The 26,558-nt window shown below is 59.0% G+C and carries 27 protein-coding genes, 1 tRNA gene and 1 pseudogene; 9 read left to right on the top strand and 20 right to left on the bottom strand.

Features of this window, described 5'->3' with window-relative positions; translation table 11 throughout:
* Positions 1-62: 62 nt before the first annotated feature.
* The 5 genes from KHO30_RS37905 to KHO30_RS37885 all read right to left on the bottom strand — a co-directional run bounded on the left by KHO30_RS37905 (position 63) and on the right by KHO30_RS37885 (position 4,372).
* A complete protein-coding gene (locus KHO30_RS37905) occupies positions 63-299 on the bottom strand; it encodes a (2Fe-2S)-binding protein (protein ID WP_054042125.1) in 237 nt (78 codons plus the stop codon).
* 216 nt (positions 300-515) lie between these two features.
* Entirely contained in the window at positions 516-1,403 is an 888-nt protein-coding gene (murI, locus tag KHO30_RS37900; protein WP_211703978.1) for a glutamate racemase, read from the bottom strand.
* Between the two features lie 101 nt (positions 1,404-1,504).
* Positions 1,505-1,984, bottom strand: coding sequence for a bacterioferritin (bfr, locus tag KHO30_RS37895; RefSeq protein ID WP_054042121.1), 480 nt, complete (start codon positions 1,982-1,984; stop codon positions 1,505-1,507).
* 198 nt (positions 1,985-2,182) lie between these two features.
* Positions 2,183-3,706: a fumarate hydratase gene (locus KHO30_RS37890; protein WP_154565531.1), complete on the bottom strand. Its 1,524-nt coding sequence runs from the start codon at positions 3,704-3,706 to the stop codon at positions 2,183-2,185.
* 57 nt (positions 3,707-3,763) lie between these two features.
* Complete coding sequence (locus KHO30_RS37885) at positions 3,764-4,372, bottom strand: TIGR00645 family protein (protein WP_200620848.1); 609 nt, start codon at positions 4,370-4,372, stop codon at positions 3,764-3,766.
* A gap of 803 nt (positions 4,373-5,175) precedes the next feature.
* On the opposite strand from KHO30_RS37885, the gene acs reads away from it, so the two are divergent.
* From acs to KHO30_RS37865, 4 genes are all read left to right on the top strand, one after another.
* On the top strand, positions 5,176-7,158 hold the full coding sequence (gene acs, locus KHO30_RS37880) for an acetate--CoA ligase (protein ID WP_200653549.1): 1,983 nt from the start codon (positions 5,176-5,178) through the stop codon (positions 7,156-7,158).
* A gap of 148 nt (positions 7,159-7,306) precedes the next feature.
* Positions 7,307-7,699 carry a DUF4212 domain-containing protein gene (locus tag KHO30_RS37875; protein WP_200653547.1) on the top strand — a complete coding sequence of 131 codons (393 nt, stop codon included), beginning with the start codon at positions 7,307-7,309 and terminating at the stop codon, positions 7,697-7,699.
* 4 nt (positions 7,700-7,703) lie between these two features.
* Positions 7,704-9,722, top strand: coding sequence for a sodium:solute symporter family protein (locus tag KHO30_RS37870; RefSeq protein WP_200620849.1), 2,019 nt, complete (start codon positions 7,704-7,706; stop codon positions 9,720-9,722).
* Positions 9,723-9,782: 60 nt separating this feature from the next.
* Positions 9,783-9,873 (top strand) — tRNA-Ser (locus KHO30_RS37865).
* A gap of 401 nt (positions 9,874-10,274) precedes the next feature.
* Here KHO30_RS37865 and KHO30_RS37860 read toward each other — a convergent pair.
* From KHO30_RS37860 to KHO30_RS37800, 13 genes are all read right to left on the bottom strand, one after another.
* Entirely contained in the window at positions 10,275-11,108 is an 834-nt protein-coding gene (locus KHO30_RS37860; RefSeq protein WP_211703977.1) for a hypothetical protein, read from the bottom strand.
* A 538-nt stretch (positions 11,109-11,646) separates the two neighbouring features.
* Complete coding sequence (locus tag KHO30_RS37855; protein WP_211703976.1) at positions 11,647-11,982, bottom strand: hypothetical protein; 336 nt, start codon at positions 11,980-11,982, stop codon at positions 11,647-11,649.
* Positions 11,983-12,147: 165 nt separating this feature from the next.
* Complete coding sequence (locus KHO30_RS37850) at positions 12,148-12,336, bottom strand: hypothetical protein (RefSeq protein WP_211703975.1); 189 nt, start codon at positions 12,334-12,336, stop codon at positions 12,148-12,150.
* Positions 12,337-12,348: 12 nt separating this feature from the next.
* Positions 12,349-12,822 (bottom strand): hypothetical protein, encoded by a 474-nt coding sequence (locus tag KHO30_RS37845; protein WP_211703974.1) that lies wholly within the window; start codon positions 12,820-12,822, stop codon positions 12,349-12,351.
* Positions 12,822-13,760 carry a hypothetical protein gene (locus KHO30_RS37840; protein ID WP_211703973.1) on the bottom strand — a complete coding sequence of 313 codons (939 nt, stop codon included), beginning with the start codon at positions 13,758-13,760 and terminating at the stop codon, positions 12,822-12,824. Before KHO30_RS37840 ends, KHO30_RS37845 begins: the two co-directional genes overlap by 1 nt.
* 7 nt (positions 13,761-13,767) lie before the next feature.
* Positions 13,768-14,049, bottom strand: a complete 282-nt coding sequence (locus tag KHO30_RS37835) for a hypothetical protein (RefSeq protein ID WP_211703972.1) — start codon at positions 14,047-14,049, stop codon at positions 13,768-13,770.
* 84 nt (positions 14,050-14,133) lie between these two features.
* Complete coding sequence (locus KHO30_RS37830) at positions 14,134-14,532, bottom strand: hypothetical protein (protein WP_211703971.1); 399 nt, start codon at positions 14,530-14,532, stop codon at positions 14,134-14,136.
* Between the two features lie 231 nt (positions 14,533-14,763).
* The gene (locus KHO30_RS37825; protein ID WP_211703970.1) at positions 14,764-15,024 is read right to left on the bottom strand and encodes a hypothetical protein; all 261 of its coding nucleotides are present in this window, start codon (positions 15,022-15,024) and stop codon (positions 14,764-14,766) included.
* A complete protein-coding gene (locus KHO30_RS37820; RefSeq protein WP_211703969.1) occupies positions 15,011-15,178 on the bottom strand; it encodes a hypothetical protein in 168 nt (55 codons plus the stop codon). The genes KHO30_RS37825 and KHO30_RS37820 overlap by 14 nt, the downstream gene beginning before the upstream one ends.
* A 565-nt stretch (positions 15,179-15,743) precedes the next feature.
* Complete coding sequence (locus tag KHO30_RS37815; RefSeq protein WP_211703968.1) at positions 15,744-16,985, bottom strand: virulence-associated E family protein; 1,242 nt, start codon at positions 16,983-16,985, stop codon at positions 15,744-15,746.
* Positions 16,982-17,269 (bottom strand): hypothetical protein, encoded by a 288-nt coding sequence (locus KHO30_RS37810; RefSeq protein ID WP_211703967.1) that lies wholly within the window; start codon positions 17,267-17,269, stop codon positions 16,982-16,984. Before KHO30_RS37810 ends, KHO30_RS37815 begins: the two co-directional genes overlap by 4 nt.
* 19 nt (positions 17,270-17,288) lie before the next feature.
* Complete coding sequence (locus tag KHO30_RS37805; protein WP_211703966.1) at positions 17,289-17,495, bottom strand: helix-turn-helix transcriptional regulator; 207 nt, start codon at positions 17,493-17,495, stop codon at positions 17,289-17,291.
* 151 nt (positions 17,496-17,646) lie between these two features.
* Positions 17,647-18,867, bottom strand: a complete 1,221-nt coding sequence (locus KHO30_RS37800; protein ID WP_211703965.1) for a tyrosine-type recombinase/integrase — start codon at positions 18,865-18,867, stop codon at positions 17,647-17,649.
* Positions 18,868-19,475: 608 nt separating this feature from the next.
* On the opposite strand from KHO30_RS37800, the gene KHO30_RS37795 reads away from it, so the two are divergent.
* From KHO30_RS37795 to KHO30_RS37785, 3 genes and pseudogenes are all read left to right on the top strand, one after another.
* The gene (locus tag KHO30_RS37795; protein ID WP_211703964.1) at positions 19,476-20,738 is read left to right on the top strand and encodes an MFS transporter; all 1,263 of its coding nucleotides are present in this window, start codon (positions 19,476-19,478) and stop codon (positions 20,736-20,738) included.
* Positions 20,739-20,848: 110 nt separating this feature from the next.
* Complete coding sequence (locus KHO30_RS37790; protein ID WP_211703963.1) at positions 20,849-21,793, top strand: LysR substrate-binding domain-containing protein; 945 nt, start codon at positions 20,849-20,851, stop codon at positions 21,791-21,793.
* Positions 21,794-21,997: 204 nt separating this feature from the next.
* Positions 21,998-22,252: pseudogene (locus tag KHO30_RS37785) on the top strand (MFS transporter); the annotation flags it as partial.
* Positions 22,253-22,281: 29 nt separating this feature from the next.
* Here KHO30_RS37785 and KHO30_RS37780 read toward each other — a convergent pair.
* Complete coding sequence (locus KHO30_RS37780; RefSeq protein ID WP_211703962.1) at positions 22,282-23,193, bottom strand: DMT family transporter; 912 nt, start codon at positions 23,191-23,193, stop codon at positions 22,282-22,284.
* Positions 23,194-23,317: 124 nt separating this feature from the next.
* On the opposite strand from KHO30_RS37780, the gene KHO30_RS37775 reads away from it, so the two are divergent.
* Positions 23,318-24,238, top strand: coding sequence for a LysR family transcriptional regulator (locus tag KHO30_RS37775; protein ID WP_211703961.1), 921 nt, complete (start codon positions 23,318-23,320; stop codon positions 24,236-24,238).
* 148 nt (positions 24,239-24,386) lie between these two features.
* Complete coding sequence (locus tag KHO30_RS37770; RefSeq protein WP_211703960.1) at positions 24,387-25,496, top strand: asparaginase; 1,110 nt, start codon at positions 24,387-24,389, stop codon at positions 25,494-25,496.
* A gap of 24 nt (positions 25,497-25,520) precedes the next feature.
* Here the strand turns inward: KHO30_RS37770 and KHO30_RS37765 are convergent, their stop codons facing one another.
* Positions 25,521-26,300 (bottom strand): hypothetical protein, encoded by a 780-nt coding sequence (locus KHO30_RS37765; protein ID WP_211703959.1) that lies wholly within the window; start codon positions 26,298-26,300, stop codon positions 25,521-25,523.
* Positions 26,301-26,558: the final 258 nt, after the last annotated feature.

Genomic DNA, 26,558 nt, shown 5'->3' with positions numbered 1-26,558 from the left:
GAAGCAGTGAGGCAGTGAACACCCAAGGCGCGCCGCGTGGCGCCGCGCCCTCAAGCCGCGATTCAGGCGGCCTTGCGTTCGTAAAACGTCAGCGGGATAGCCTGCGAGTGATGATCGAAGCCGCAGCGGCTCGCGCACACGCCGCTTTCCATCATGACGCCGCGCACGGAATCCGCGCACTTGCCACAGCAGGAAGCGACGCCGAGTTCGAACTGGAGTTCGTCGAACGAATCGACGCCATCCGCGATCGAGGCACGGATCTTTCGGTCAGAAACAGACTTGCAGACACAGACAATCATGGCAGGGCGTCATAGCTAACGTTAATGCGAACTATTATCATTTTGATTGGCCGGTTTGGCAAGCGTCCTGCATGATTTTTTGTAACAAAACCAGACTCTTAGAAGGGTTTCGCCTAAGGAACGGGCGTCCGGGCAAGCGGCGGAGAAGGGGCGAAAACGGCTAAAAAGCGCGCAAAAAGGCCACGCGGCGGCGCGAAAACGCGCTAGCGAGAGGTTTTATGCGGCTTGGGAATCCGACGCTGCTGTGCGGCGCGACGGGATTACAACCTGGTCGACTGCGGCGTCGATTTGCAGAAGGGTCGCGGCGAGCTGTTGCTGATGGGTGCCGTCGCTGGTCGAATAAAAGCGGGGCAGAACAGCGCCGGCGCCTTCCGGGGCGGCGCGCAATCCGTGCTGGTCGAGTACCCGCTCCAGCTGACGCGCAATGGCCACGCTCGTATCGATCAGCATGAGCCGGTCGCCGACGATATCGCGGATCGCCGCATCGAGAAACGGATAGTGGGTGCAGCCGAGCACCAGAGTGTCGGCGCCGGCATCCAGCATGGGCTGCAGGTAGCTGCGCAGCAGCGCGCGCAGTTCGGCGGAGTCTACGTCGCAGCGTTCCACTGCCTGCACGAGCCCGTGGCCCGGCTGGCAAAGAAAACGGCAATCGGCGGCGTAGCGCTCCAGCAGCCCCTGAAAGCGGGCGCTGCGCAAGGTGACCTGGGTGGCGAGCACGCCGGCTACGCGTGTTTTCGACTGCAGCGCGGCCGGTTTGATGCCGGGCTCGACTCCCACCAGCGGAATTGCCAGCTTTTCGCGGACCAGTGCGATCGACTGCGCGGTCGCCGTGTTGCATGCGACCACCAGCGCCTTCGCGCCCTGGCTGGCGAGCCATTGCCCGATTGCAAGGGTGCGGTCGGCGATGAAGTCGTCGTCGCGTTCGCCGTAGGGGGCGTAGAGCGAGTCGGCGACATAGATGAGCGCCTCGCCGGGCAGTTGCGCCCGGACCGCCCGCAGCACCGACAAACCGCCCAGACCCGAGTCGAATATGCCGACCGGCGCTCGCGAACCGCCACCTGAGGTGGCAACCCTGGCACTTGAGGACGGCGATTCTGCGGTCATAGGCGATGAGGACACGCGCGGCACAGCGGTCACGGCAAACTCACGAAAACGGGGAAGTGCGCAAGTATACCGCTCGCGCGGGCCGTTCCAACGTGGTCCGATCAGGACTCGATCGAACCCATTGCGGTTTGCTGGTAGTTCTGGATGCCGACCTTGTCGATCAGGTCCAGTTGCGTTTCAAGCCAGTCGATGTGTTCTTCGGTGTCGTCGAGAATCTTCACGAAGATTTCGCGCGAGATGAAATCACGCACGGATTCGCAGTACGCGATGGCTTCTTTGCAGGTGCTTTGCGAAATCTGTTCGAGCTTCAGATCGCACTCGAGGATTTCTTTGGTTTCTTCGCCGATCAGCAGCTTGTGCAGGTCTTGCAGGTTAGGCAGACCGTCGAGCATGAAAATGCGTTCGATCAACCAGTCGGCGTGCTTCATTTCGCCGATCGATTCGTCGTATTCATGCTTGCCGAGTTTCTCGAGTCCCCAGTGCTTGTACATCCGCGCGTGCAGGAAGTACTGATTGATGGCGGTGAGCTCGTTCTTGAGCTGGGAGTTCAGATACTCGATAACTTTCTTGTCGCCTTGCATGGGGTTTCCTTATTAGAGACTTGAATTTCCCAGAACAATAAACGCCGAAGGGCAAAAAGCCAAGGCAAAAAAACAGTTTTTTGCCTTGATTTGCAAGGTTTTGTGCGTGATGCGTACCGTTCTCATTTCATCATAAAAAAGCCGGGGTTCGAGGCCCCGGCTTCTACTTTCCAGCTGTTACCGCCGATCAAACGCTGATCAAACCGTCGCGACTGGAATCTTGCCAATCTTGGCTTGCCATTCCTTCGGGCCAGTCTGGTGCACCGAGGTGCCGTTCGAATCGACGGCGACTGTCACCGGCATATCCTGCACGTCGAACTCGTAGATGGCTTCCATGCCGAGGTCTTCGAACGCGAGAACCTTCGCGCTGCGAATTGCTTTCGACACGAGGTAAGCGGCGCCGCCCACGGCCATCAGATACGCGGCCTTGTGCTTCTTGATCGCCTCGATCGCAACCGGGCCACGCTCGGCTTTGCCGATCATCGAAATAAGACCGGTTTGCGACAACATCGTCTCGGTGAACTTGTCCATCCGCGTGGCGGTGGTCGGGCCTGCCGGGCCGACGGCTTCGTCACGCACCGGATCGACCGGGCCGACGTAATAGATCACGCGATTCGTGAAGTCGACCGGCAGCTTTTCGCCCTTCGCGAGCATGTCGGCGATGCGCTTATGTGCCGCGTCGCGGCCCGTCAACATCTTGCCCGACAGCAGCAGCGTCTGGCCCGGCTTCCATGCTGCGACTTCTTCCGGCGTCAGCGTGTTCAGATCGACGCGCTGGCTCTTTTCCGTGTCCGGTTCCCACTGCACTTTCGGCCATGCGTCGAGCGACGGCGCTTCGAGCTTCGCTACGCCCGAACCATCGAGCGTGAAGTGCGCGTGACGGGTCGCTGCGCAGTTCGGGATGATTGCGATCGGCTTGCTCGCCGCGTGCGTCGGCGCGGCCATGATCTTGACGTCGAGGACCGTAGCCAGACCACCAAGACCTTGTGCACCGATACCGAGCGCGTTGACCTTCTCGTGCAGTTCGACGCGCAGTTCTTCGATCCAGTCCTGCGGGCCGCGTGCGATCACGTCCTGAATGTCGATCGGATCCATCAGCGATTCCTTCGCCATCACCATCGCTTTCTCAGCGGTGCCGCCGATGCCGATGCCGAGCATGCCCGGCGGGCACCAGCCTGCGCCCATGGTCGGCACGGTCTTCAGAATCCAGTCGACGATCGAGTCCGACGGGTTCAGCATTGCGAACTTCGACTTGTTTTCCGAGCCGCCGCCCTTCGCCGCAACCTGCACGTCGACCTTGTCGCCCGGCACGATCTCGTAGTGGATCACGGCCGGCGTGTTGTCTTTCGTGTTCTTGCGCGCGCCTTCCGGCGGGCTCACGATCGATGCGCGCAGCACGTTGTCCGGGTTCAGATAACCGCGGCGCACGCCTTCGTTGATCATTTCGGTGACGCCCATCGTCGCACCGTCCCAACGCACGTCCATGCCGACCTTCACGAACACCGTGACGATGCCGGTGTCCTGGCAGATCGGGCGTTTGCCTTCGGCGCACATGCGGCTGTTGGTGAGAATCTGCGCGATCGCGTCCTTCGCGGCGGGGCTCTCTTCGAGCTCGTAAGCGCGGCCCAAGGCCTGGATGTAATCGAGCGGGTGGTAATAGCTGATGTACTGAAGCGAATCAGCAATGCTCTGAATCAGATCTTCCTGTTTGATGACGGTCATGATGGCTAGCTCAGTGGGGACAATGGCGCTTGTTATCAGACTCGCAGGGCAGTGCGGTCAGTCGTGCGCCTTCAGGGGAGTGGAACCGTTAGAACCCAGCGGCTGTATGCCGACGGGTTCCTGAAAATGTTTTGGATGCGTATGCGTGGTCAGGCGGTCGACCAGCGCCATCACCACTGCCGAGAGGAGGAACGCGACGTGGATGATGACCTGCCACATGATGGTGTGCGTCGAATTCTGGTCGGGGCTGATGAAGGTCTTCAACAGATGGATCGACGAGATGCTGATCAGCGCCATCGACAGTTTGACCTTCAGTACGCCGGCGTTCACGTGGTCGAGCCATTCCGGTTCGTCCGGATGACCCTCAACGCCCAGGCGCGACACGAAGGTTTCATACCCGCCGATGATCACCATGATCAGCAGGTTCGAGATCATCACCACGTCGATCAGGCCGAGCACCACCAGCATGATGTTGGTTTCGTCGAGCGTCATGGACGCGCTGACCAGATGCCAGACTTCTTTCAGGAACAGGACGACGTACACGCCTTGCGCGACGATCAGGCCGAGGTAGAGCGGCACTTGCAGCCAGCGGCTCATGAAGATGAGGGCGGGGAGCGGGCGCAGCGGGCGGCGCTGACGGGCTGAGTCGGGGCGCGGAGCAGACATAGGCAAGAGTCAGATGAAACGCAGGTGACGGAACACGAACCAAATGCGCTGACCCGAAGCGCAAACCAGACGCGCGGATCAAGCACGCAAACGAGGCGCAGACGGCGCGGTACGCGGCCAGGGGAGGCCGGAAAAGCTCGCGTCAGGCGCGCTATTGTACAGCGTCGGGTGAATTTGCTGCGCCGCGGCGGGCAGTGCGGTGCTCACGAGGCCACCGGCGGCATCGCTTGACCTTCAGGCTCGCCGGCCGATCCCTGCCGTCGCGCATCACACAGGCGAGGTAATGAGACGCAGGGAGTAGCGATTCAAGCTGGAATCCACACGGCTAGTTCAGTTAGCATTGTAAGAGGGCGTGTGAGCCAGCATAAAGGCGAAGTGCCGGTGGGGCGCAAGTGATGCTCCCCGTGGACCCGATTTCGGCATGGATCGCTTGTATCGGCATGTCGATCAGCACGCATGAACGGACCGTAACGCGTAGCATGCCGTGCGTGACCAGTCTGAACCGCGTAAGGGTTTTCGCCCGTCACGCGATGCACCGCGCGTAAGTGGCCGGTAAGTTGCAAAGTTTATGTTTAAGCATGAGAGCGGAACGCCAGCCATTCATTTATGTTGCGGTGCGGCATAGATGAAAGTGAAAGGTGAACGGGCCGCGGCGCAGCGATCGGTGATTGTTGCGCGAGGGATGGAGACAGCGCGCGGCCTATCGATCACGAGTGATCACGAATGGCGGCGGCATCATGACATGGCGAGCCACAGGCGCGCCGGCACAGGTTTTACGTTTCATCTTCACCAAGGGGTTGTCGATGTCTGCGATTGAATCGGTTCTTCAGGAACACCGTGTTTTCCCGCCCTCCGCTGAAGCAGCGGCTGGCGCGTCGATCTCCGGTATGGATGCGTACCGGGCGCTTGCCGCCGAAGCGGAGCGCGATTACGAAGGTTTCTGGGGGCGCCTCGCTCGCGAGACGCTTAGCTGGAACAAGCCTTTCAGCAAAGTGCTCGACGAATCGAATGCGCCTTTCTACACATGGTTCGAAGACGGCCAGCTGAACGCGTCGTATAACAGCATCGACCGTCACGTCGAAGCCGGCAATGGCGAGCGCGTCGCGATCATCTTCGAAGCCGACGACGGCACCGTCACCAACGTCACCTATCAGGATCTGCTGCAACGTGTGTCGCGCTTTGCGAACGCGCTGAAAAAACGCGGTGTGAAGAAGGGCGATCGCGTCGTGATCTATATGCCGATGTCGATCGAAGGCATCGTCGCGATGCAAGCATGTGCGCGGATCGGTGCAACGCATTCGGTCGTGTTCGGCGGCTTTTCGTCGAAGTCGCTCAATGAGCGGCTGGTCGACGTGGGCGCCGTCGCGCTCGTCACCTCCGACGAACAAATGCGCGGCGGCAAAGCATTGCCGCTAAAGAATATCGCCGACGAAGCCATTGCCATGGGCGGCTGTGACGCAGTGAAGAGCGTGATCGTCTACAAGCGCACCGGCGGCAAGATCGCATGGGACGAAAGCCGCGATCTGTGGATGCACGAACTCACGCAGGCTGAATCGGATCAATGCGCGCCCGAGTGGGTCGGCGCCGAGCATCCGCTTTTCATCCTGTACACATCGGGTTCGACCGGCAAGCCGAAGGGCGTGCAGCACAGCACCGGCGGCTATCTGCTGTGGGCCGCGCAGACCATGAAGTGGACGTTCGACTGGAGGCCCACGGATGTGTTCTGGTGTACCGCCGACATCGGCTGGATCACCGGCCATAGCTACATCACGTATGGTCCGTTGACGCTTGGCGGCACGCAGGTCGTGTTCGAAGGCGTGCCGACCTATCCGAACGCCGGCCGCTTCTGGGACATGATCGCCAAGCACAAGGTCACGTTGTTCTATACCGCGCCGACTGCGATCCGCTCGCTGATCAAGGCCGCCGAAGCGGACGCGAAAGTGCATCCGAAGAGCTACGACCTGTCGACGCTGCGCATCATCGGCACGGTCGGCGAGCCGATCAATCCCGAAGCGTGGGTGTGGTATCACGAGAACGTCGGCGGCGGCCGTTGCCCGATCGTCGATACGTGGTGGCAAACCGAAACGGGCGGCCACATGATCACGCCGCTGCCGGGTGCCACACCTCTGGTGCCGGGTTCGTGCACGCTGCCGTTGCCGGGCATCATGGCGGCCGTGGTCGATGAAACCGGTCAGGACGTGCCGAACGGACAGGGCGGCATTCTGGTGGTGAAGCGTCCATGGCCATCGATGCTGCGCAACGTGTGGGGCGATCCGGACCGCTACAAGAAGAGCTACTTCCCTGAAGAACTCGGTGGCACGCTGTATCTCGCCGGCGATGGCGCGGTGCGCGACAAGGAAACCGGCTACTTCACGATCATGGGTCGCATCGACGATGTGCTCAACGTGTCTGGTCACCGCCTCGGTACGATGGAGATCGAATCGGCGCTCGTGTCGAACCCGATCGTGGCGGAAGCGGCCGTGGTGGGCCGTCCTGATGCGACCACCGGCGAAGCTGTGTGCGCATTCGTGGTGCTCAAGCGCGCGCGTCCTGAAGGCGAAGAAGCAGTGAAGCTCGCCAACGAACTGCGCGCCTGGGTCGCCAAGGAGATCGGTCCGATCGCCAAGCCGAAGGACATCCGCTTCGGTGAGAACCTGCCGAAGACGCGTTCGGGCAAAATCATGCGCCGCTTGTTGCGCTCGCTCGCGAAGGGCGAGGAAATCACCCAGGACGTCTCGACGCTGGAGAACCCGGCGATTCTCGATCAACTCGGCGAGTCGCTCTGAGCTTAGGTTTGCCTGGGTTTGCAGCAAGGGTGTGTCGAACGATATGCCCTTCGCTGGACCCAGGTATCGATCACTTAGGTCAGGCAGTTAAAGCCACCGCGCGGACAATCCCGATTGCCTGCCCGGTGGCTTTTTGATACATAGGCGCATGGCTGCGCCACACCACACCTCTCACGCTACGCTCAATCCCGCACCCGAACCCCCTCCGGTCTCGGCAGCGATGGCGCGCGCGCATCGGAAATACTGGCGCTTCAATCTCGCGTTGATCGCGACGTTGATGACCTTGGGCTTCGTGGTGTCGTTCGTTTTGCCGCTGGTGGCGCCGGCGTTGGACCAGGTGCGCTTCATCGGCTTCCGGTTGCCGTTCTACTTCGGTGCGCAAGGGGCGATTCTGATCTACGTGGCGTTGATCGTCGTTTATATCCTGCTGATGCAGCGCGCCGACCGCCGTCTGCAACGCGCTTTCGATGCGGATGCCAGTGCTGGTGACGGTGCCAACGCCAGTGCCGATTCCACCGCGCCCGCTGCGCGCGGAAGCTGAGCCGATGAAGCTCACGAACCGGCTGATCCGCTCATACGCGCTCTATACGCTCGGTTTCCTGCTTTTCATCTATGTGATGTGGCGCATCGAGCGGACCACCGGTCCCGGCGTATGGATCGGCTATGTGTTCCTGTTCGTACCGATCGCGGTGTATGCAGTCATCGGGTTGCTGTCGCGCACGTCTGACCTCGTCGAATACTACGTAGCCGGACGGCGCGTGCCGTCCGTCTTCAACGGCATGGCGACTGCGGCCGACTGGTTGTCTGCCGCATCGTTCATCGGCCTCGCCGGGTCGATCTATGCGACCGGATATGACGGTCTTGCGTATCTGATGGGGTGGACCGGCGGCTATTGCCTCGTCGCGTTCCTGCTGGCGCCATATGTGCGCAAACTCGCGCGCTATACGATTCCCGACTTTCTCGGCACGCGCTTTTCGAGCAACGCGGTGCGTGGACTCGCTGCGTTAGCGGCGATTCTCTGTTCGTTCGTTTATCTGGTTGCGCAGATTCAGGGCGTCGGCTTGATCGCGACGCGGTTTATCGGCGTGGATTTCGCCGTCGGCATATTCTGCGGACTCGCGGGCATTCTCGTGTGTTCGTTTCTGGGCGGCATGCGTGCGGTGACGTGGACCCAGGTCGCGCAATACATCATCCTGATCGCGGCGATTCTGATTCCCGTGTCGATGATCGCGCATAAAGATGGTCTCGGCTGGGTGCCGCAGTTCAACTACGGGCGCTTGATGGAGCGCGTCGAAGGTCTGGAGAAGCAGGTGCGCGACGCGCCGCTCGAGCAGACCGTACGCGACGACTATCGGCGGCGCGCCGAGTTGATGCAGATGCGGCTCGACACGTTGCCGCAATCGTTCGTCGACGAGAAGCTGCGCCTCATGCAGGAAGTCGCGGACTTACGGCGCCACAATGGCCCGCTGCGTGAGATCAAGGAACGCGAGCGGGCGCTCGAACAATTTCCGCGCGATGCCGCGGCCGCGCAGATCGTCTGGACCCAGCGCCGTGACGAAATGCTGATGCGCGCGGCCGCGCCGGTGCCGATGCACGAGCCGTTTCCCGTCACGACCGAAGAAGACAGGCGTACCCACGAGCGCAATTTTCTGTCGCTGCTGCTGTGTCTCTCGCTTGGTACCGCGAGCCTGCCGCACATCCTGACGCGCTACAACACGACGACCTCGGTGGCGTCCGCACGACGCTCGGTCGGCTGGACGCTGTTCTTCGTCGCGTTGTTCTATTTGACGGTGCCTGTGCTGGCAGTGCTGATCAAGTACGAGATGCTAACCAACCTGGTGGGCCATCACTTTTCCGATTTACCGCAGTGGCTTACGCAGTGGCGTAGGGTCGAGCCGAGTCTGATCAGTCTTGCTGACACGAACGGCGACGGTATCGTGCGCTGGAGCGAGATCCAGATGCAGCCGGATATGGTGGTGCTCGCCGCGCCCGAGATCGCGGGGCTGCCGTATGTGATGTCCGGACTGATCGCGGCCGGTGCGTTGGCCGCGGCGCTCTCGACTGCGGACGGTTTGCTGCTGACCATCGCCAACGCGTTATCGCACGACGTCTACTACCACATGGTCGATCCGACGGCATCGAGCCAGCGGCGCGTGACGATCTCCAAGATTTTGTTGCTGGGGGTGGCGTTGTTCGCTTCGTATGTGGCTTCGTTGAATACGGGGAATATTCTGTTTCTGGTGGGCGCGGCGTTTTCGCTGGCGGCTTCGAGTCTGTTTCCTGTGCTGGTGCTGGGGGTGTTCTGGAAGCGGACCACGCGGCTTGGGGCCGTGGCGGGTATGGTGGCGGGGCTGGTGGTGTGCATCTACTACATCGTGTCGACGTATCCATTCTTCACGCAGATGACGGGCTTTGCTGGCGCGCGGTGGTTCGGGATCGAGCCGATCAGTTCGGGCGTGTTCGGCGTGCCCGCGGGGTTTCTGGTTGCGATCGGGGTGAGCCTCGTGGACCGGAAACCGGACGCCTATACGAGGGCGCTGGTGGACTACATCCGGCATCCTTAAGCCGGTTTGCGCATGGGTCTGGCGCAGGGCCCGAAGTTTGCTATAATTCGGCTCCCCGCCGGAGAGATGGATGAGCGGTTTAAGTCGCACGCCTGGAAAGCGTGTATAGGTTAATAACCTATCCGGGGTTCGAATCCCCGTCTCTCCGCCAGGAAGTATTCTAAGCCCTTGATTTCAAGGGCTTTTTCTTTTGCAATAATTTCTACCCACACTTCCACCCACGTTCTATTTCGACGGCGCTGGTAGTGCTTCGGCGTGTTCTCGTGGATTGGCTACAATCCAATAAGAACGGGCTGGAGGTGTTTATGGCTGAACTAGCGGTTACCGCAGCAGAGCTGACTCGAGCGTTGAGACGGACCAAGTATCACTTGGTTACGTCGCAACTACTGGTTTCGGGCGCAATGATTCTTGCATTGAAATTCATTCACTGATTACGGGCACCCGCGCGGTGCCCGTTACCGTTTGCGCGGTCGCGTAGGGTAGTCAATCTCCGACACATGCAACGTTGCATCAAACCACGTTCAGCGAGCGCGCCGTGGCACATCGTCCACACTACGCTAGATCGTTTCCTGGTTCATGCGCAGAAGTCACCGCGCTACGTGCCGCTTTTCTTTGAAACTGCTTTAAGCGCAGTTCGATATAGTCCGCAAGGAATTCATAGGTCTCTTGCGTCGGTTCCCCACTGAAGTTAATAGTGACGTCCAAATCATTTGGGTCGATGATTTTTTCGCTTCGCGCCGATTGGGTGTACGCGACAGGTTCGGGTGAGGGGCGCATCGGCGTCGGTACAACTCGTGCAATGTCATTTTCGGGCTGAGTTTGGGCCAATGGAGCACCGAATTGCTCCTCGATAGGCGCATCGGTACCGTAATAGGGTTCTGCACCGTGCGAGATATTCGCGAATGCGTCGTTTAGCCGGAGAATTTTGACCACGCGCATGGCTGTCTCTTCCTGGAAGCCGCGATCGAACATCAGATAGTGACTTAGGGTGTGTTCGGACGGAAGTCCATCGGGCCAACGTTTGAATACTTCGCTGGCCACTGCCGGATTCAGCGCTGCGTTGCGTATGAAAGAGGCTTTCTCTTCCGTGTCGGGTCGCTGATCAAGCAATATCCGAAGCGCGGTTTCTGTAAGTCGAACCATTCGCCCGCTGGAACCGCCTTCGTCGATCAATAGACCGTAGCTTTTCAATGCTGCAACGGTCTGCTTAAAAGCGCTGCTTGACTCGGTATAACCCCAGTGTTTCGCCACCGCTGCAGCGGGGGCGCTGCCGCGTCGCTCGTGCGAATAAAGCACTTGTGCCCTTTGCAGTGCAGGCTCCAAAGGAATGAAAGGGAAATTTGGGCTTCGCTCTTTGGTTTTGCGCGCGTCAGCAGTATCGTTCATAAAGTCCTCCAATCGTTCAGTGAACTATACGCCCAGTTCATGCTGAACTCAAGAACTCGAAAGTTCAGTTGTTCATCTGATAAGACGTTGACAACCAGATAGGCGCGGGCGTACAGTAGCGGAACTGGTGTAAGAAGGTGTTCTACGCGAGACGCGTAGATGCAAAAAAAAAGCCCAGATCAGCCTTTGACGAGGCAAATGATCTGGGCTTCTTACTACCGGTAACCCCCTGTGTTGACGCACAGGGCTTTGGCAAGGTGATAAGGACACACCGGATGCCGCACAGCTATAGGAAACGTCATTGTATCAAATAGATGGCGTGCTGTGATGACAATTGTCTTGGCTTCCTTACGGGAGGGATCGGACATGGCTCCATCCAGCGCCTTCAAGGACGTCTTTGTGACCGCGTACACTCGCATCCGATATGGTCGGACCGAGTTCGTGTGTCAGCATTGGCGTTCCTCGCCTAGTCATTAAATAGACTTAGGCAAGCGCGGCACCGCACGGTGCCGCGCTCCGAAGGAGCGCGCTGCCACCATTACGCGAATTGCTCAAGCTCCTCAACGAGTTGCTGGTAGGTTAAGTTCTCGACCGCTTTATCATGCGGGGTGTAGTTCTCGTTCCTTTCATCTGTAGGAACCGCAGCCTTCCAGATGCTTCGCAACGAGAAACGGAACCAAAACTGAGGGTTGCGCGACTCCCGGCTCTGCGTTAAGTCTGCGATCGATCCTGCCAGATAGAGTTTTTCCCAGTAGCCCAAGGTGTCCCGATAACCGTCTAGGCGATTTCTGATTACTTGAGCGATATCTCGCCTCAAACTTTCGGGATCGTCTCCTCGTTCGGTTCGCCGAAATAGTTCATCTAGCTCATCCATAGTTCACCTTGCGACGCTGAGTGTGCCCCCATAGTGGCACGTAGACGTTAGAATAGAGTACACCGTTATCACCGGCGACGGTTTCCGCGCGAAGGGGAGCCAATTCGATGTGATTTGCCCGCCACACCACGCCTCGGCAAACAGGGCCAACCGGGCAAGAAATGGTTATGCTTGGCTGGCCACTTCCAGCCCGCGACGTAACAGACCGGCCGCCGCTTGACTCAGCGTGACCCGAAGGCCGGTTTGCTGTTCGATCCGTTGCTTGTGAGCTGCGATGGCCGCCAGCAAATCCCGCTCCGCGACTACCGTAAATCGTTCTTTCACGGCCGTTGCTTCGAAAGTGTTTGTTTGCATGTGATAGCCCTTTTAGTAGTCCGTAAGCCAGCGCTTTTTCGGGCGACCGGGGCGTTCGGTAGCCGCACGAATGGCAGCTACCGCACTCGCGTCGATGTACCTGACGACCCGGCGAACTTGAATTTCACTCAGGGTAGGCCATACGCGCTCAATGCGAGCCACTATGTCCTCGCCGCCTTCGCCGCCCAGCATGATCGAGCCGAATGCCGGGATGGTCGCTACTACGCGCGGAAAGCCGCTTTCGTCAGAAGAGCGCAGAACGTAACGAGCACCTGCCAGGGCGTCTTCGATGTGGCGGGGTAGTTCGGTGCCGGGTTTCTTTTTCTTTGTTTCGCGCTCTGCGGGCTTCAGTCCTTTCGCGGCGCAGCCACGACACTGATGGACGCGTCTGTCTTGCTTGTCATCGTTATCGTCCCCGTTGGGGGCGGTAACGCGGCTGGTTAGAGACTTGCAATTGCTGCAGCGCCCAATAATGTGCAGTGCCATTACGCCTCCACCGTCCAGAAGCGTGTTGCATCCGGCACTAATGCCTGAAGCCCTGCCCATGCCGTCACGGCCAGCGTGCCGTTGATGTTTGTACGATCCACAATTACGTCCACGTCGCTGCGAATCATCACGGCAGAACGTGCGAAGGAACCAATGACGGTGACAGCCATATCGGGCGTCAGTTCGGCCGTGATGCCAGCGGCGCGCAGCACGCCGTTATTGTCGATGGTCGCACCGTGGCCCGATGTACCGACCAGCGCGCGAAGCTCGCTCATGCGAACGCCAGCGGCAGCAGCGGCAGCCAAGCTAAACGCAGCCGGAGTGGCAGCGATAATTCCGGCCGTCAGCACTGCGTCAGCCGTGCGAGCCAAGCCCTGCACAATCGCGTGCATGATCGCGTCTTCAATCGACGGATAGCTTTTCAGGGTGGCGCGGCTGAACTCGAAGCGCAGGCCGTAAATGCCCGTGTCGGTTTGCAGGCCGCCCGTTGCATCCACGTGAATGGTCGCGCGATTGATCGGCAGCGGCGTAACGGTCACTTCGTCGCCGTCTGCCACCAACGCAAACGGCGCGGCCTCGAAGGTTTCGAAGTAAGCCGGTTTGCTCGCCATCACCACGTCACCCTCTAGACCCGTAGAAATGGCCTGCGCCGGGTCCTTGTAGATGATGATTTCGGCACCCGCCTGCGCCACCAGCGACTGGCGCAGGATAGCTGCGTCGATTTTCAGGTTCTCCACAGCCGGTGTGCCGCTCGGCGCGCGCTTCAGCGTGCCGTCCGCTTTTTGAATCTTCGGCAATGTGTCGCCGTTCAGGTCGATCAGGCCGCGAACAGAGGAACTACCCTTGTGGGTAGCCCGCAGATCGCCGTTCGGCGTGAAAAACCGGATATTGCCTTGCTCCACCTTGGCGCGCTGGAAAAGCTCAATAAGTTTGTTCATGTCTGGCTCAGGCTTTGCGGGAAACGGACCATTGCGTGCGCAGAACTTCATCGGCACAGCCAAGGTAGTGATTCATCACGCAATGGTTCTGCGCAAGGAGCCATTCGAACACTGCGAACAGATCGGTGGTGCCGTCCAGACTAACCGGGGCACCTTTGGCCTTGATTTCACTCAGGGCGGCTGGGGATTGGCGCATTGCAGTGGCCAGATCGGCTGCGTTCAGTTGCGGCGAAACTACTTTTCCGGCCTTGGCATCGGCCACGATGGAATTCAGTTCTTCGATGGTCATTTATTAGTAATCCAAAATTGTGTGTGTTCATCTGAATTATTCAGAATCACTCATACATGTTCCACGTGGGGGTTTTGTGCGTGGCTAACGGGATGCCATCCGCGAGTCACAAAAATGGAGCGCTGCGTCGAGAGCAGATTGGAAATCGCTGTGAGTGAATCCGTTGCGCTTGAATACAGCGATGAAGGCGCGAACGTCTTCATTTTCAAGGTCGTCTCCGATGGAATCCAGCCAGCCCAGCACGACTGTTGCGGGAACTGTTAGCGAGACTTGCTGGCCATCCGCGATTTGTTGACCGATGGCAAGGTTGAGGAGCCACACGCAATCGTGTTTCCCATCAGCCAGGCGCGGCAGCATGCCAGCCCGCGCATAAGAACGGATTTTCTCCTCGGATATGCCGAACAGCACGGCCATCCTTTCAGCGGTGCAGGCATAGGCCGGGTTGTTACCAGCAATCGCGTGACTCGTAGCGTTTTTCAACATTTCTGGTCCTTATTTTGTCGTTTATGAAGATATTAAAACTACTTCTGGAAATGGACTTTCGTCTTTGTTGTCAAATGTTTACCTTGGTGAATATAGTCGTAGTCGCTGTTTTAAAAATCCTCTCAGATTTTTATTCACGCGGTGCTTTGTACCCCGCATGCACCACCCCTCAGGAAGGACCCATGTAGGGGGAGGGGTCTTGGCAGCACGCTAGGGCTTCTGAGGCAACGGCTATGCTGTTACGCCGTGTCGTGTCAGCGCGTACGCAAACCCTTTCCCTTCGGTCGGTGCAATGCCACGCGGCGTTGCATAGTTCACGCTGCGCCGCCATTCGCTCACACCACTAGAGAACGCCTCGGCAGCAACAATGCAACCGCATGTCATCCAGGCGAACACATCACCGCGCCGTACATCACGCAGCATCTGCATGTGCCGTTTGCCGAGCGCATCACGGTTAGCAAGATGCTTCTTCGTGGCATCAGACGTTTGCATCGTCGCTCCCGCCTGCGTCACGATATTGCATGGCTGCTTCACCGATGATGCGACGCACGACACGTCGCAATTCGTTCGCGGAGTCGGTACTCAGCCCCGCCGTTTCAGTAGCAATGCCCATGGCGTGAATCCGGCTAACCAGAATGTGTTCCATTTCACCGGCTACCTGCTGCGTTAGGGCAGCCAAAACTACGTCGCTAAGTCTCTCTGACATTTGAAGCACTCTAGATATCGTTTGGTGACACGAATCGTATCTAGCGGCATAAAAATAAGATAGTTAGCACTATTTACCTATGGAAACATGATGTTTTATTATGGAAACATTTATTCAATTTGTGTCGCGTAATCTATTGATTTTAATGTGGAATATATTTTTAGAGTTTTATCTCTAATTTACGTTTTTTGCTCGCAAAGGCCTTTTGCGTTTAAACGCATTTTGTCGAGTTTGGCGTTGCCATGTTTCCACCTGCCGAAATCGGGGTGGTTACGTGGTGATTCTTGTGTGTATTGGGTTTGCGGGAAGTGTTCCCACTGTTACCTCAAAAACATGCGATGCAATCTTTTCCCTCTACATATCCCAATATAGGTTTTCTTTAATTTGTGGTGGTAACAGAGGTAACAAGGTAACAGCCCTTATGCGGTGCGGTTTTCGGCGTTACCACGTGGTGGCGAAGGCGGTAACAAGCTGGGAACAAAAAACCCGCCGAAGCGGGTATGCGTTAAAACGGGGTGTCAGGTTCTGGCGTCACTCGGACCCACGCCTTGATGAGTTGGCCTCCACGTCGGATGGTCTTACGCTCCAGGCCTAGCGCGCGAAGAATCTTTCCCGCCCGCATCTGCTCAGTCTTGCCTTGCTTGGCGATTTCCAGCCCGATGGCGTCGCGCAATACTTCGCGCACTATGATTTCGCTGCGGCTCAGGCAGTAGTCGGAGATTGCCGATTCCCAGGCGTCATCTTCGCGCCGTTCTTCGGTTTGCTGGCGGTGCGCGTGTTCCGGGACTTCCCACCACGTCGCATGGGCCGTGTAAAGTTCCACGGCTTCTGCGAATAGCTGGTCGCGGTTCCGGGTCAGCCAGCCATTATCAATCTTGCCGACAGCGACCGGCCAGAATCTACGTGCGCCCGTGGCGTCGCGCAGATAGTCGCTTTCGTTCGTCGTGCCTGCGAATACGGTACGCCTAGGAGCGTCGATGGAATGTTTGGCGTATGGTGGCCGGAATCTGTCGCTCGGCGCGCTAAGAACCTGCTTGATTCGCGTAATGTCCGACTTGCGAAACGCGTCCAGTTCGGCAACCTCAACTAACCACTTGCCCTGGATCGAGACAAAGAAGTCTTTGCTTTCCAATGGGTCCGTCAGTTCGGCATAGAACGGGCCGCCGAGAACAGCCAGCAGAGTCGACTTGCCTTTTCCCTGGGTGCCTTCGAACACAGGCATAGTGTCGACCTTGCAACCCGGGGCGACGCCGCGTGCAACCATTGAAATCAGGAAATTTCGAGCGACGGCGATATGGTATTCGTCATGCGGCGCACCAGCGGCTGTCGTCAGCCAGGAATCTAGGCGCTGTACACCATCCCAGCGAAGCGATTGCAGCCAAGTTTTCAGGTCGTCGCGTTGGTTCTTCATCGCCAGAACCATCACAGCCTGTTCCACCATATCAGGCGTAAACTTGACCAGCCCCATTTCGCCTTGCAGTACGTCCGCGATTGCGATGCGGTCCACGTCTGCCCAGCGTCGCGGCATGTCGCTGTCCCATGTGGTGAATCGTTCCTGGTGGAACGTATCGTGCCAGAAGTGCCCCGCGAAACGCGGATGCTTCTCTAGAACCTCGCGGACGTTAGAGACCGTTCCAATCGCTTCGCCGCGTCCGTTCGGATGCACGTTGACGCCCACAGCAGCGAGGTGCTGAACTGCCTGCCACGGATTCGCTAGGACGCCGCCAGTTGCTGCTTTTCCCGTCATGCGCGCTCCCGCTTCGGGGTCCAGCCCATTTCTGCTAGTGTATTGCGGGCAGCTTGGATAAACGCTTCCGGGCGACGCGGCGGGCACCTGGCGATTTTCAGAAACATATCGCCAGCTTCATCCAGGGAGTAACCTTTTCGCATTTCGCGCATCACGAAGCGAACGACGTTCTCTCGCGCGTCATCGCGGATAGCTGCTTCCAGCGCTTGGCGCCGCACTTGTGTCGCAGCAGCCCACGCTTTAAAATTTTCGACGGTAGGTTGTTTTTCTTGAGGGAGTGCCATGCTTGTGGTGCTCCCTTTTTTATTGGCCGCGAGCGGCTGCGATACGCTGATTCAACCAATCGTTTACTTCTTGTTCCACCCATCCTGCGTAGCGTGGAGACAGCCGAATCGATGCCGGAAATTCGCCGCGCCGGATCATTTGGTAGATAAAAGGCTTTGATAATCCGGTCCGCTCAAGCACGGTTGCAATGCGGATGATCTTCGTCGGTTGCTGTTGTGTTTGCATCGTGTGTATCCGAAGTTTCGTTGGTGTGTGTCGGATTTTGAATACCTATGCAGACATTCTCCACGTGGGGGTTTTCGCATTCCACATGAGGGCTTTGGGTGAGAGCAAGCGAATACAGAAAAGCCCGCGTGGGCGGGCTTCGAATCGAAAATCAGGCTTGAAGATGAATCGGTATCACGGTACCGTCTTCGCGTTTCTTCGCACAGTATGCGGCCCAAGCGTCCATCATCTTGCCGCGCTTCGCCAGCAAGTCACCGCGTTGATAGGCGGCTTCAACCTCGCTGCGGACGGCGTGAGCAAGAGCTTTCTCAGCTAGTTCGCGCGGAAAATTTGTGCACTCGGCGGCCCAATCGCGGAACGTCGAGCGAAATCCGTGCACAGTCAGGTTAGGGCGCTCCATGCGCTTCAAGACTGCGAGCAGGCTCATGTTAGAAAGGCCGGTGCCTTCACGCATACCGGGAAATACGAAATCGCCGTGGCGTGCCGCTTGCATTTCCTTCAAGATAGAGATCGCACGCTTGCCTAACGGCACACGGTGTTCCTTCTTCATCTTCATGCGCTCGGCCGGCACGATCCACAGCTTGGCATCCAGGTCCATCTCGCTCCACTGTGCACCGATGATTTCCGCAGTTCGCGATGCGTTGAGGATGCAGAATTCCAGCGCGCGAGCCGCCACGCCGTGCATGCCGCGAAGACCGTCCATAAATGCGCCAATTTCGTCATAGGGCAGCGCTGCATGGTGTTCTTCGTTCTGCACCGCGCTGGGTTTGGCGAGCAGAGTGTCTAGATGGCCTTTCCATCGGGCTGGATTTTCGCCGCTACGCAGACCGCGAGTAGTAGCCCATGCCAGCACCTTTTCGAGCCGCCCGCGAACTCGTGACGCAGTTTCGTTCTTCGTGGTCCAGATCGGCTCAAGTACGCGCGTGACATCGTGAGTGTCAACCAGGGCAATGTCTTTCTTGCCGATGAGTGGCGCAGCATACGTTGCCAGCGTGTTGGCCCATTGGTCCGCATGCTTTTCGTTCTTCCACCCGTGTTTGTGCGCCTCAATGTAGGCGCTTGAACACTCCGTGAAAGTCATTTTCGCCGCGATCTTCGCCCGCTCTGACTGGCGCATGGCCAGCGGATCATCGCCATTACCCAAAGCGCGCCGCATCCCCTCGGCCTTTTCCCTGGCTGATTCCAGCGAGACATTTAAATAAGAGCCGAGGCCAATTTCGTGAGATTTCTTGTTCCGTGCGTACCGAAAAATCCACGATTTAGAACCGCTGGGGCTAATTTGAAGGTATAGGCCGCCGCCGTCGCTGTAGTAGCCCGGTGTTTTTTCCTGTCGAACTTTGATTGCCGACAGCTTCTTGATTGGTCGCGCCATTGTTCCGCCTTATTATGCTACCCACGTTCCTACCCACACTTTATGAATAGATGGTAGCACACTCATGCGAACTCAAGAATACTTAAGAGCCTTATGTGGCGTGGCTTTTGAGGCGATAGAGATACTCTTGCAAACTTATGAATACTCGTCGTATGCGGACCGTCTCTCCGCCACGAATTGAATGAGAAGCCGTTGAATCTAAAGAGATTCAACGGCTTTTTGTTTTATCGACCCACAAATCGACTATCAGGTGATTTTCTTCATTCGCTGAGTACGCGACAGAAAGCTCCTTACGACCGCACGCGGGCATCGTTCAGATTGGCCGGCATGAGAACATGCTTAGCCTGACCGACCGGCGATGTACTCGCATGCTCCACAAGCGCTCATTGAGTTTGACTTGCTATCAATCGGCCACGAAACTAGGCCCGTGAACTGAGCGTGGTAGCGCACCCCACCATCTACAGATGAGCCTCGACCAGGCTCGCTCCCGAATGCCGAACGCCGAACGCCGCACCTAAAAATCCCCCGCATACCCATAAAAACAAAATAAACAAACTTGCTCTAAACTACCTGCCGCCCCAGCTAGCCTAGTCGAGAGCAAGACACCAATGCCCATACCCCCAGCCGACCCCGCCGGCGACCCTAACTTCAGTCTGCCAAAACACCCCGCATTCCAGCGTTTCTGGTGTACCCGTATCCTTTCATCGCTGTCGTTCCAGATGCTCGCCGTGGCCATGGGCTGGCACATCTACGCACTCACGCATAGCGCCTTCGCACTGGGCCTAGTCGGCCTCGCCCAATTTTTGCCGATGTTCGTGCTGACGCTCGTGGTCGGCCACGTCGCCGACCGTTACGACCGTCGCCGGATTGCGGCCATCTGTCAAAGCCTCGAAAGCGTCGCTGCATTGTTGTTCGCCTTCGGCACCTTCGGCGGCTGGATCAGCGCGCCGGTCATCTATGTGCTGGCCGCATGCGTGGGCGCGGCCCGCGCCTTCGAATCGCCTGCGGTTGCATCGTTGTTGCCGGGCGTCGTGCCACGCGGGCAATTGCCCAAAGCGACGGCATGGGCCACCTCCGCAAATCAAACCGCCCAGATCGCAGGTCCGGCATTGGGCGGCCTGTTGTACGGTGTCGGTCCGGGCGTGGCCTACCTCGCGTGCACGCTGTCATTCGCGGCCGCCGCTGCCACTGTGTGGGCCATTCCGTTGCAGGCCAAGCTGGCGAGCCGCGCACCAGTGACGCTTGAGTCCGTGTTCTCGGGTATCGCTTTCATTCGCAAAGAGCCCGTGATACTCGGTGCACTATCGCTCGACCTTTTCGCTGTGTTGTTCGGCGGGGCGACAGCGCTGTTGCCGGTTTTTGCGCGCGACATCCTGCATGCCGGGCCGCTCGGTCTCGGCCTACTGCGCTCAGGCACCGCCATCGGCGCGCTCGCGGGCACCATCTGGCTCGCACATTTTCCGCTACGCAACCGGCCTGGCGCTGCGATGTTCGGCGGCGTGATTGCGTTCGGCGCGGCGACTGTGGTGTTCGGTTTGTCGCATCAATTCTTGCTGTCGCTCTTCGCGCTCATGGTGCTGGGCGCATCGGACACCATCAGCGTGGTGGTGCGTCTGTCGCTCGTACAACTGCGTACGCCGGACGAAATGCTGGGTCGCGTCAGTGCGGTCAATTCGCTTTTCATCGGGACATCGAATCAACTGGGTGAGTTCGAATCCGGTGTGACGGCAGGGTGGTGGGGCGCGCAATCGGCCGTACTGGTGGGCGGCATCGCAACGATTGCCGTCGCTCTGCTGTGGATGCGATTCTTTCCGGAACTCAAGAACACACGCTCGCTGGAGCCGGAAGAAGCGTTGGCGCCAATTCATTGATCGCAACGTTGGAGGCCGAAACCCTGCAATTGCGCGCTGCATCGCACGCGTGATTCGACGTGTGCTTCGACCCGCTATGATGGTGGCAACCTCACTCGGCCACCTTCATCATGCGGATCGCCCCTTTACCCCCGCTTCAATGCCTGATCGCGTTCGAGTCGGCCGTACGCCATGCCAGCTTCACTAAAGCGGCCGTAGAACTGCATCTGACGCAAAGCGCTGTCAGCCGCCAGATCGCGCAACTCGAAGACTTCCTCGGCCGCTCGCTCTTCGTGCGCGAGCATCGCGCGCTACGGTTGACGATCGCCGGCGAACGTTACGCGAAGCATGTGCAGTGGCTGCTTGCCAATTGCTCGGAAGCCACACTCGACGTGATGAAGCGATACGGCGATCTGGAGTTGACGATCGCGTGTTCGTCGGGCGTGGCGGTGTTGTGGCTTACACCTCGCCTCGGTGCGTTTCGCGCCGCCCATCCTAACGTGAAGATCCGGATGATCGTGCGCGACGGGCTCGCATCTTTGTCGCCTGCGGAATTCGACGTGGGTCTGTACTACATTCGCCAGCATGCCGAGCCGCATTTCACGGCACGCCGCATTTTCGACGAAGACGTGTACCCGATATGTTCACCCGGATATCTCGCCGGCCGCGTGCTGGAGCCCGCCGATCTCGCGCATGAAACATTGCTGATGCAGGAAGACGGCCAGCGGCAATGGATGTCGTGGCCCGAATGGTTCCGGCTTAACAATGTGCAGATGCCTGGCTCGCCACAGTCGGTCGTCATCAATCACTATCCGCAACTCGTGCAGATGGCGATTCTCGGCCAGGGCGTTGCGCTCGGCTGGCGTCACATGATCGATGCGTGTCTGAACGAGGGGCTGCTGGTGCGCGCCACGCGAGCATCGGCGAGCCACGGTGGCGGCTACTACGTCGTGTCGCCAAACGACCGCGCGGAGAACCAGGCGGCGCGCCTCTTTACGCGCTGGCTTTTCGAGCAGGCAGAGGCTCAGGCAAGTGGGCAAGCACTCGCGGAGACGAGCAACGCGCCCAGCGCTTGACCACTTTTCGCATGCGCTACGCGCATGCGTGCATGCGAATCTTTCGTTTCGAAAACAAATCAGGTCTCTCTACGATCGGCGTTATGCATGCAGAGGCGCCGTTCGATTCCGACACGCCGCCTTGCTGGCAAACGCTCGCCCGACCCGTAGCCACGCAGCAGCCGCATCAATAGCGGCACAAGCAGCCTGATAAGGAAAGAGACCATGCAAGGAACGCTTTCATCCAACGTCGCGATATCCGTGGATTCGCTCGCGCAGCAGCGGCGCCGCGCGATTGTCGCCACTGTGCTCGGCAACGGGCTCGAGTGGTTCGACTTCACCGTCTATAGTTTTTTCGCGGTGATCATCGCCAAGCTGTTCTTTCCGACCGGCAATGAACTGACCTCGTTGCTACTCGCCGTCGCGACGTTCGGCGTAGGCTTTTTCATGCGGCCGGTGGGCGGCATGGTGCTCGGTGTGCAGCGATCGGCGCGGGCCTCGGAAAATCTCTAAGCTTCTGCTGCGCTCACACGTAACGCGGTCCATCGCACCGTCGCGAGAATCGATGCCGCGACGATCAACGCACCGCCGATCCATGCCGCCGTCGAAATCCGTTCACCTAACCAGATGCAGGCGAACAGCGCACCGAAGGCGGGCTCGCTGCCCATCAGCAACGACACGCGCGTCGGGCTGCTGCGTTTGATTGCGAAGTTCTGTGCGAAGAACGCGAACAACGTACACGCGACCACCAGATAGCCGATGTAGCCCCAGAACACAGCATGCCCGGCAAGCGACGGCAGCGGTTGCCACTGTTGCGGCACAAACAGCACCGCTACCGCCGCGCTGCCAAATGCCACCACGCCCGACTGAACCGCCGTCACCGACAAAGGTGGCAACGCGGAGTCGCTCATCACACGTTTAGTCACGCACACGTTCAGCGCGCGCAGCAACGCGGCGAGCAGAATCAGCGCGTCGCCGGGATTGAAACTCAGCGCGCCATCCCCCGCTAGCAGCCAGGCGCCGAATAGCGAAAGCGCGACCGCCGCCCATTCGATGCGAGTCGGCTTGCGCTTGAGCAGCCACCATTCGACGAGCGGCGTCAGCACCACACATAAGCTGATCAGAAACGCTGCATTGGCCGCGCGCGTCAGCAGAATGCCGAACGTCTCGCAGAGAAAGATACCGAGCAGCAAGGCGCCCGCGATCAGCACGCCGCGCAGCGTGCGGGCATCGGCGGCGCGCAAATGACGCAAGGCGGGCGACAGGATCAAGAAGGTGATGCCGAAGCGGATCGCGAGCAAACCCAAAACTGGATAGAACACCAGGGCGCTTTTGACGACGCCGTAACTGGTGCCCCACACCACGGCAACCGCTAGCAGCATCAGATCGGAGAGCAGAAGCGGGCGTTCTTGTTTCGACATGGCGGACCTCGTGCAGATGAGCGCATATTGTCGAACTTTGCCTGTAAGGCGATAATCGGGTGGCTGCGCATAGCATTTATGTTTCAGATGCATCAATCGACTCAAACCCCGCGAGCGCCCGACGATGAACCCAACCGATCTTTTTGCGTTGCTGCCGGATATGGCGGTTTTCGCGCGCGTCGTCGATGCCGGCAATTTTTCGGTCGCCGCACGTCAGCTCGGCAGTACGCCGTCCACGGTCAGCCGTCAGATCAAACGGCTCGAGGACGCGTTGGCGACACGCCTGCTCGAACGGTCCACGCGCACGGTGCGGGTCACTGAATCCGGTGCACAGGTGGCGCGTTTCTGCCGCGATATGCTGAGCGCGGCATCGGGCGCGGTGAATGCCGCCGGGCAACTGGCGGCGCGGCCGCAAGGCAAAGTCCGCGTGAGCGCGCCCACCGCGTTCGCGAAGACCGTGATTCATCCGCTGATCCCCGGCTTTCTGCGCGCCTACGACGAAGTCGACCTGCAATTGCTGTTCACCGATCACGACGTAGATCCGCTTGCCGACGATGTCGATCTGGTGATCCGTCTGACCGAGCATCCTCCGCAAGGGCTCGCGGGACGTAGGCTGGGGGCCGTGCGCTGGCTGCTGGTTGCATCGCCGGCTTATTTGCGTGAGCACGGCACGCCGGTGCAACCGCGCGATCTCCTCAAGCACGATTGCATCTACCTCGGCGAAACCGCCGACGACAACCGCTGGCGCTTTCGCCGCGGCACGGAGACGCAAACCGTCGACGTGAAAGGGCGTTACATCGCCAATCATGCGGGCGCGCGACTCGAAGCCGCGCAGCAGGATTTCGGCATCGCGAACCTGCCCGAGTTTGCCGCCACGGATGCATTGCTCAGCGGCGAACTCGTGCAGGTGCTGCCGGATTGGAATCTCGAAGCGCGCGCTTACGTGGGGTCGGTGTGGTTGTTGTATCCGCCGAACCGCTTCTTGCCGCCGAAGGTGAGGGCGCTCATCGACTATCTTGTCCAGCATATTCACGAAGCGGCTTAAGCAGCGGTCCAACGCGTCGTGCAACTCGCTTGCATACTATGGCCAGCCAACGGAGATTTGGATTGAGCGAAAGACGAACGTAGAATCGCTCGCGTCCCCATGATTGATAACGATCGCGACGACCGACGCGATCAGGAGGAGAACAAACATGACTTTGCGTGAAACCGGGCCGATTGCGGCGACTGTCTATCGCGGCGAAGCGATCGAGAACACACATATCGCCCATGTCGCGGTAGTTCAGGCCGATGGCCGCCTGCTGTATTCATTCGGCGATCCGTCGCGTATCACGCTGGCGCGCTCAGCGGCAAAACCGGCACAGGCTTTGGCGGTAGTCGAGACGGGCGCGCTCGAGCTTTTCGGTTTCGACGAAACGGATCTCGCGCTCATGTGCGCTTCGCACAGCAGCGAGCCGCGCCATATCGAACGCACGAGGCAGATGCTGGCCAAGGCGCAGGTCAGCGAAGCCGATCTGCGTTGCGGCGGCCATCCCCCGCTGTCCGACGCCGTTTATGTCGACTGGCTCAAGCGCGATTTCAAACCGGATGCCGTGTGCAGTAACTGTTCGGGCAAGCACGCCGGCATGCTGGCCGGGGCGCGCTCTATCGGCGCGGCAGTAAGGGACTATGAATTGCCGGAGCACCCGCTACAGGTCCGCGTGAAGCATACCGTCGCGGAGGTGTGCGACTTGCCGGACGATGCCGTGCAGTGGTCGATCGACGGTTGCAATCTGCCGACGCCTGCGTTCCCCCTCGACCGACTCGCCCGACTGTTCGCGAAGCTCGCCGCCGCGGAGGACGAAGTGTCGGCTTTCTCTGCGGGCTCTTCGTCCAGTGCGTCTTCCATATCGCCACGCACCGCTGCGCTCGCACGCATCTATCGTGCGATGGCCGCGCATCCGGAGTGGGTAGCAGGCGAGGGGCGTTTCTGTACCGCCTTGATGCGCGCGTTCGATGGCGCGCTGATTGGCAAGGTCGGTGCCGACGGCAGCTACGCAATCGGCGTGCGGGCTTCGCGGCAAACTAAGCAGCTCGGCGCCAACGGTGCGCTAGGCATTGCGGTGAAGGTGGAGGACGGCAACATTGGCGTGCTGTATGCAACCGTTGCTGAACTGCTCGCGCGACTTGATATCGGCAGCCCTGAGCAACGTGCGCAACTAGACGCGTTTCATAAGCCGCGCATGATCAATACCATGGGCATCGAAATCGGCCACATGGCCTTTTCGCTTGCGCTTGAAGCGCATTCACACCGCGAGGCGTGAAGCTATGCGGGGCGCTGCAGCGGGTTACGCGTCATCTTTCTTGAAGCGATCTTGTATGGCGATCAGTTGATCATCGCTGGTGGCCACGATCCACAGACGGGCGCGCTCGGCCATCAGGCGATTGTGATCTTTTAGCACGCCCATCGACACTGCCGTTTTCCACGCTACGGGTGCGGCGCGACTGGTTCTTCCGGACGGCGTGCCGACCAGCAATGCATAGGGTCCGAGGGGCAGCGAGACGAACGGCATAGCGGGTTTGACGCGCACTCGCCAGTCGATGAAGGGTGAATCGCTGAAGAGAAGCGGCGTGGGCAGACCGTGCAGCACGGTGAAGTCATAGAGCGCCAGTTGTTCGCGCATGGGCGTGTAGACCCGTCGAATATCGTCGACGAGGGCCGCACGGATTTCGTCGTCGAACATTGCTTCTTGGGTGTAGTGGTCGACTGCTTGCAGCGCGTCGTGCTGATAGGCGCTGAAGATTGCCAGGTCGAGACAATCATGAATGGCGCGTTGGACTTCGGCGGCGGAGCCGGCTTCTTCGGGTTTGCCGAGTTGCGCGGCGCGGAGGAAGCGGGCGAGGGCGGCGTCCTGGGTTGCGGGGCCGGTGGCTAGTGGGTCGTCGGTGGCGTCTTTGTCGAGCGGGACGTAGAGGTATTTTTCTGCTGCGAAACGGGATTTTTTGCCGTCATCGAAGCTGATTTCGCCGGTGGCGCAGTTGAGGTAGCGAGTGCCGATGTGGCCGTGTTCCCACACGAAGTTTTTCAGGAAGGGGCGAAGGGGATGGAGTGGGTCAGGGTGTTGCATTTTTTTGTTGCACTCCGTGCGGGTTCTAGTTTGGGTATGGTCACATAGAAATTGGGGTTTATGGTTTTTTTCCCTGCGGGGCGGCTGTTTGTCAGTGTTCTTAGGGCTTTGGGCTTTCCTTGTTCTGGCTTTGGTGCCTTTCCTTGCATTGTTAGTGGTCTATTAGCGTTGCCCCTGTGCGGGGCGGCACTGTAGTGGTCCAATGACTATGGACACCTCTAAAGGGGATAATTCTCCAAACGAGGTGAGAAATGAGCA

It is taken from the genome of Paraburkholderia aspalathi (assembly GCF_905220735.1).
GTDB lineage: Bacteria > Pseudomonadota > Gammaproteobacteria > Burkholderiales > Burkholderiaceae > Paraburkholderia > Paraburkholderia aspalathi.
The sequence above is the reverse complement of the archived record's forward strand: the minus strand, read 5'-3'. Positions and strand labels throughout refer to the sequence as shown.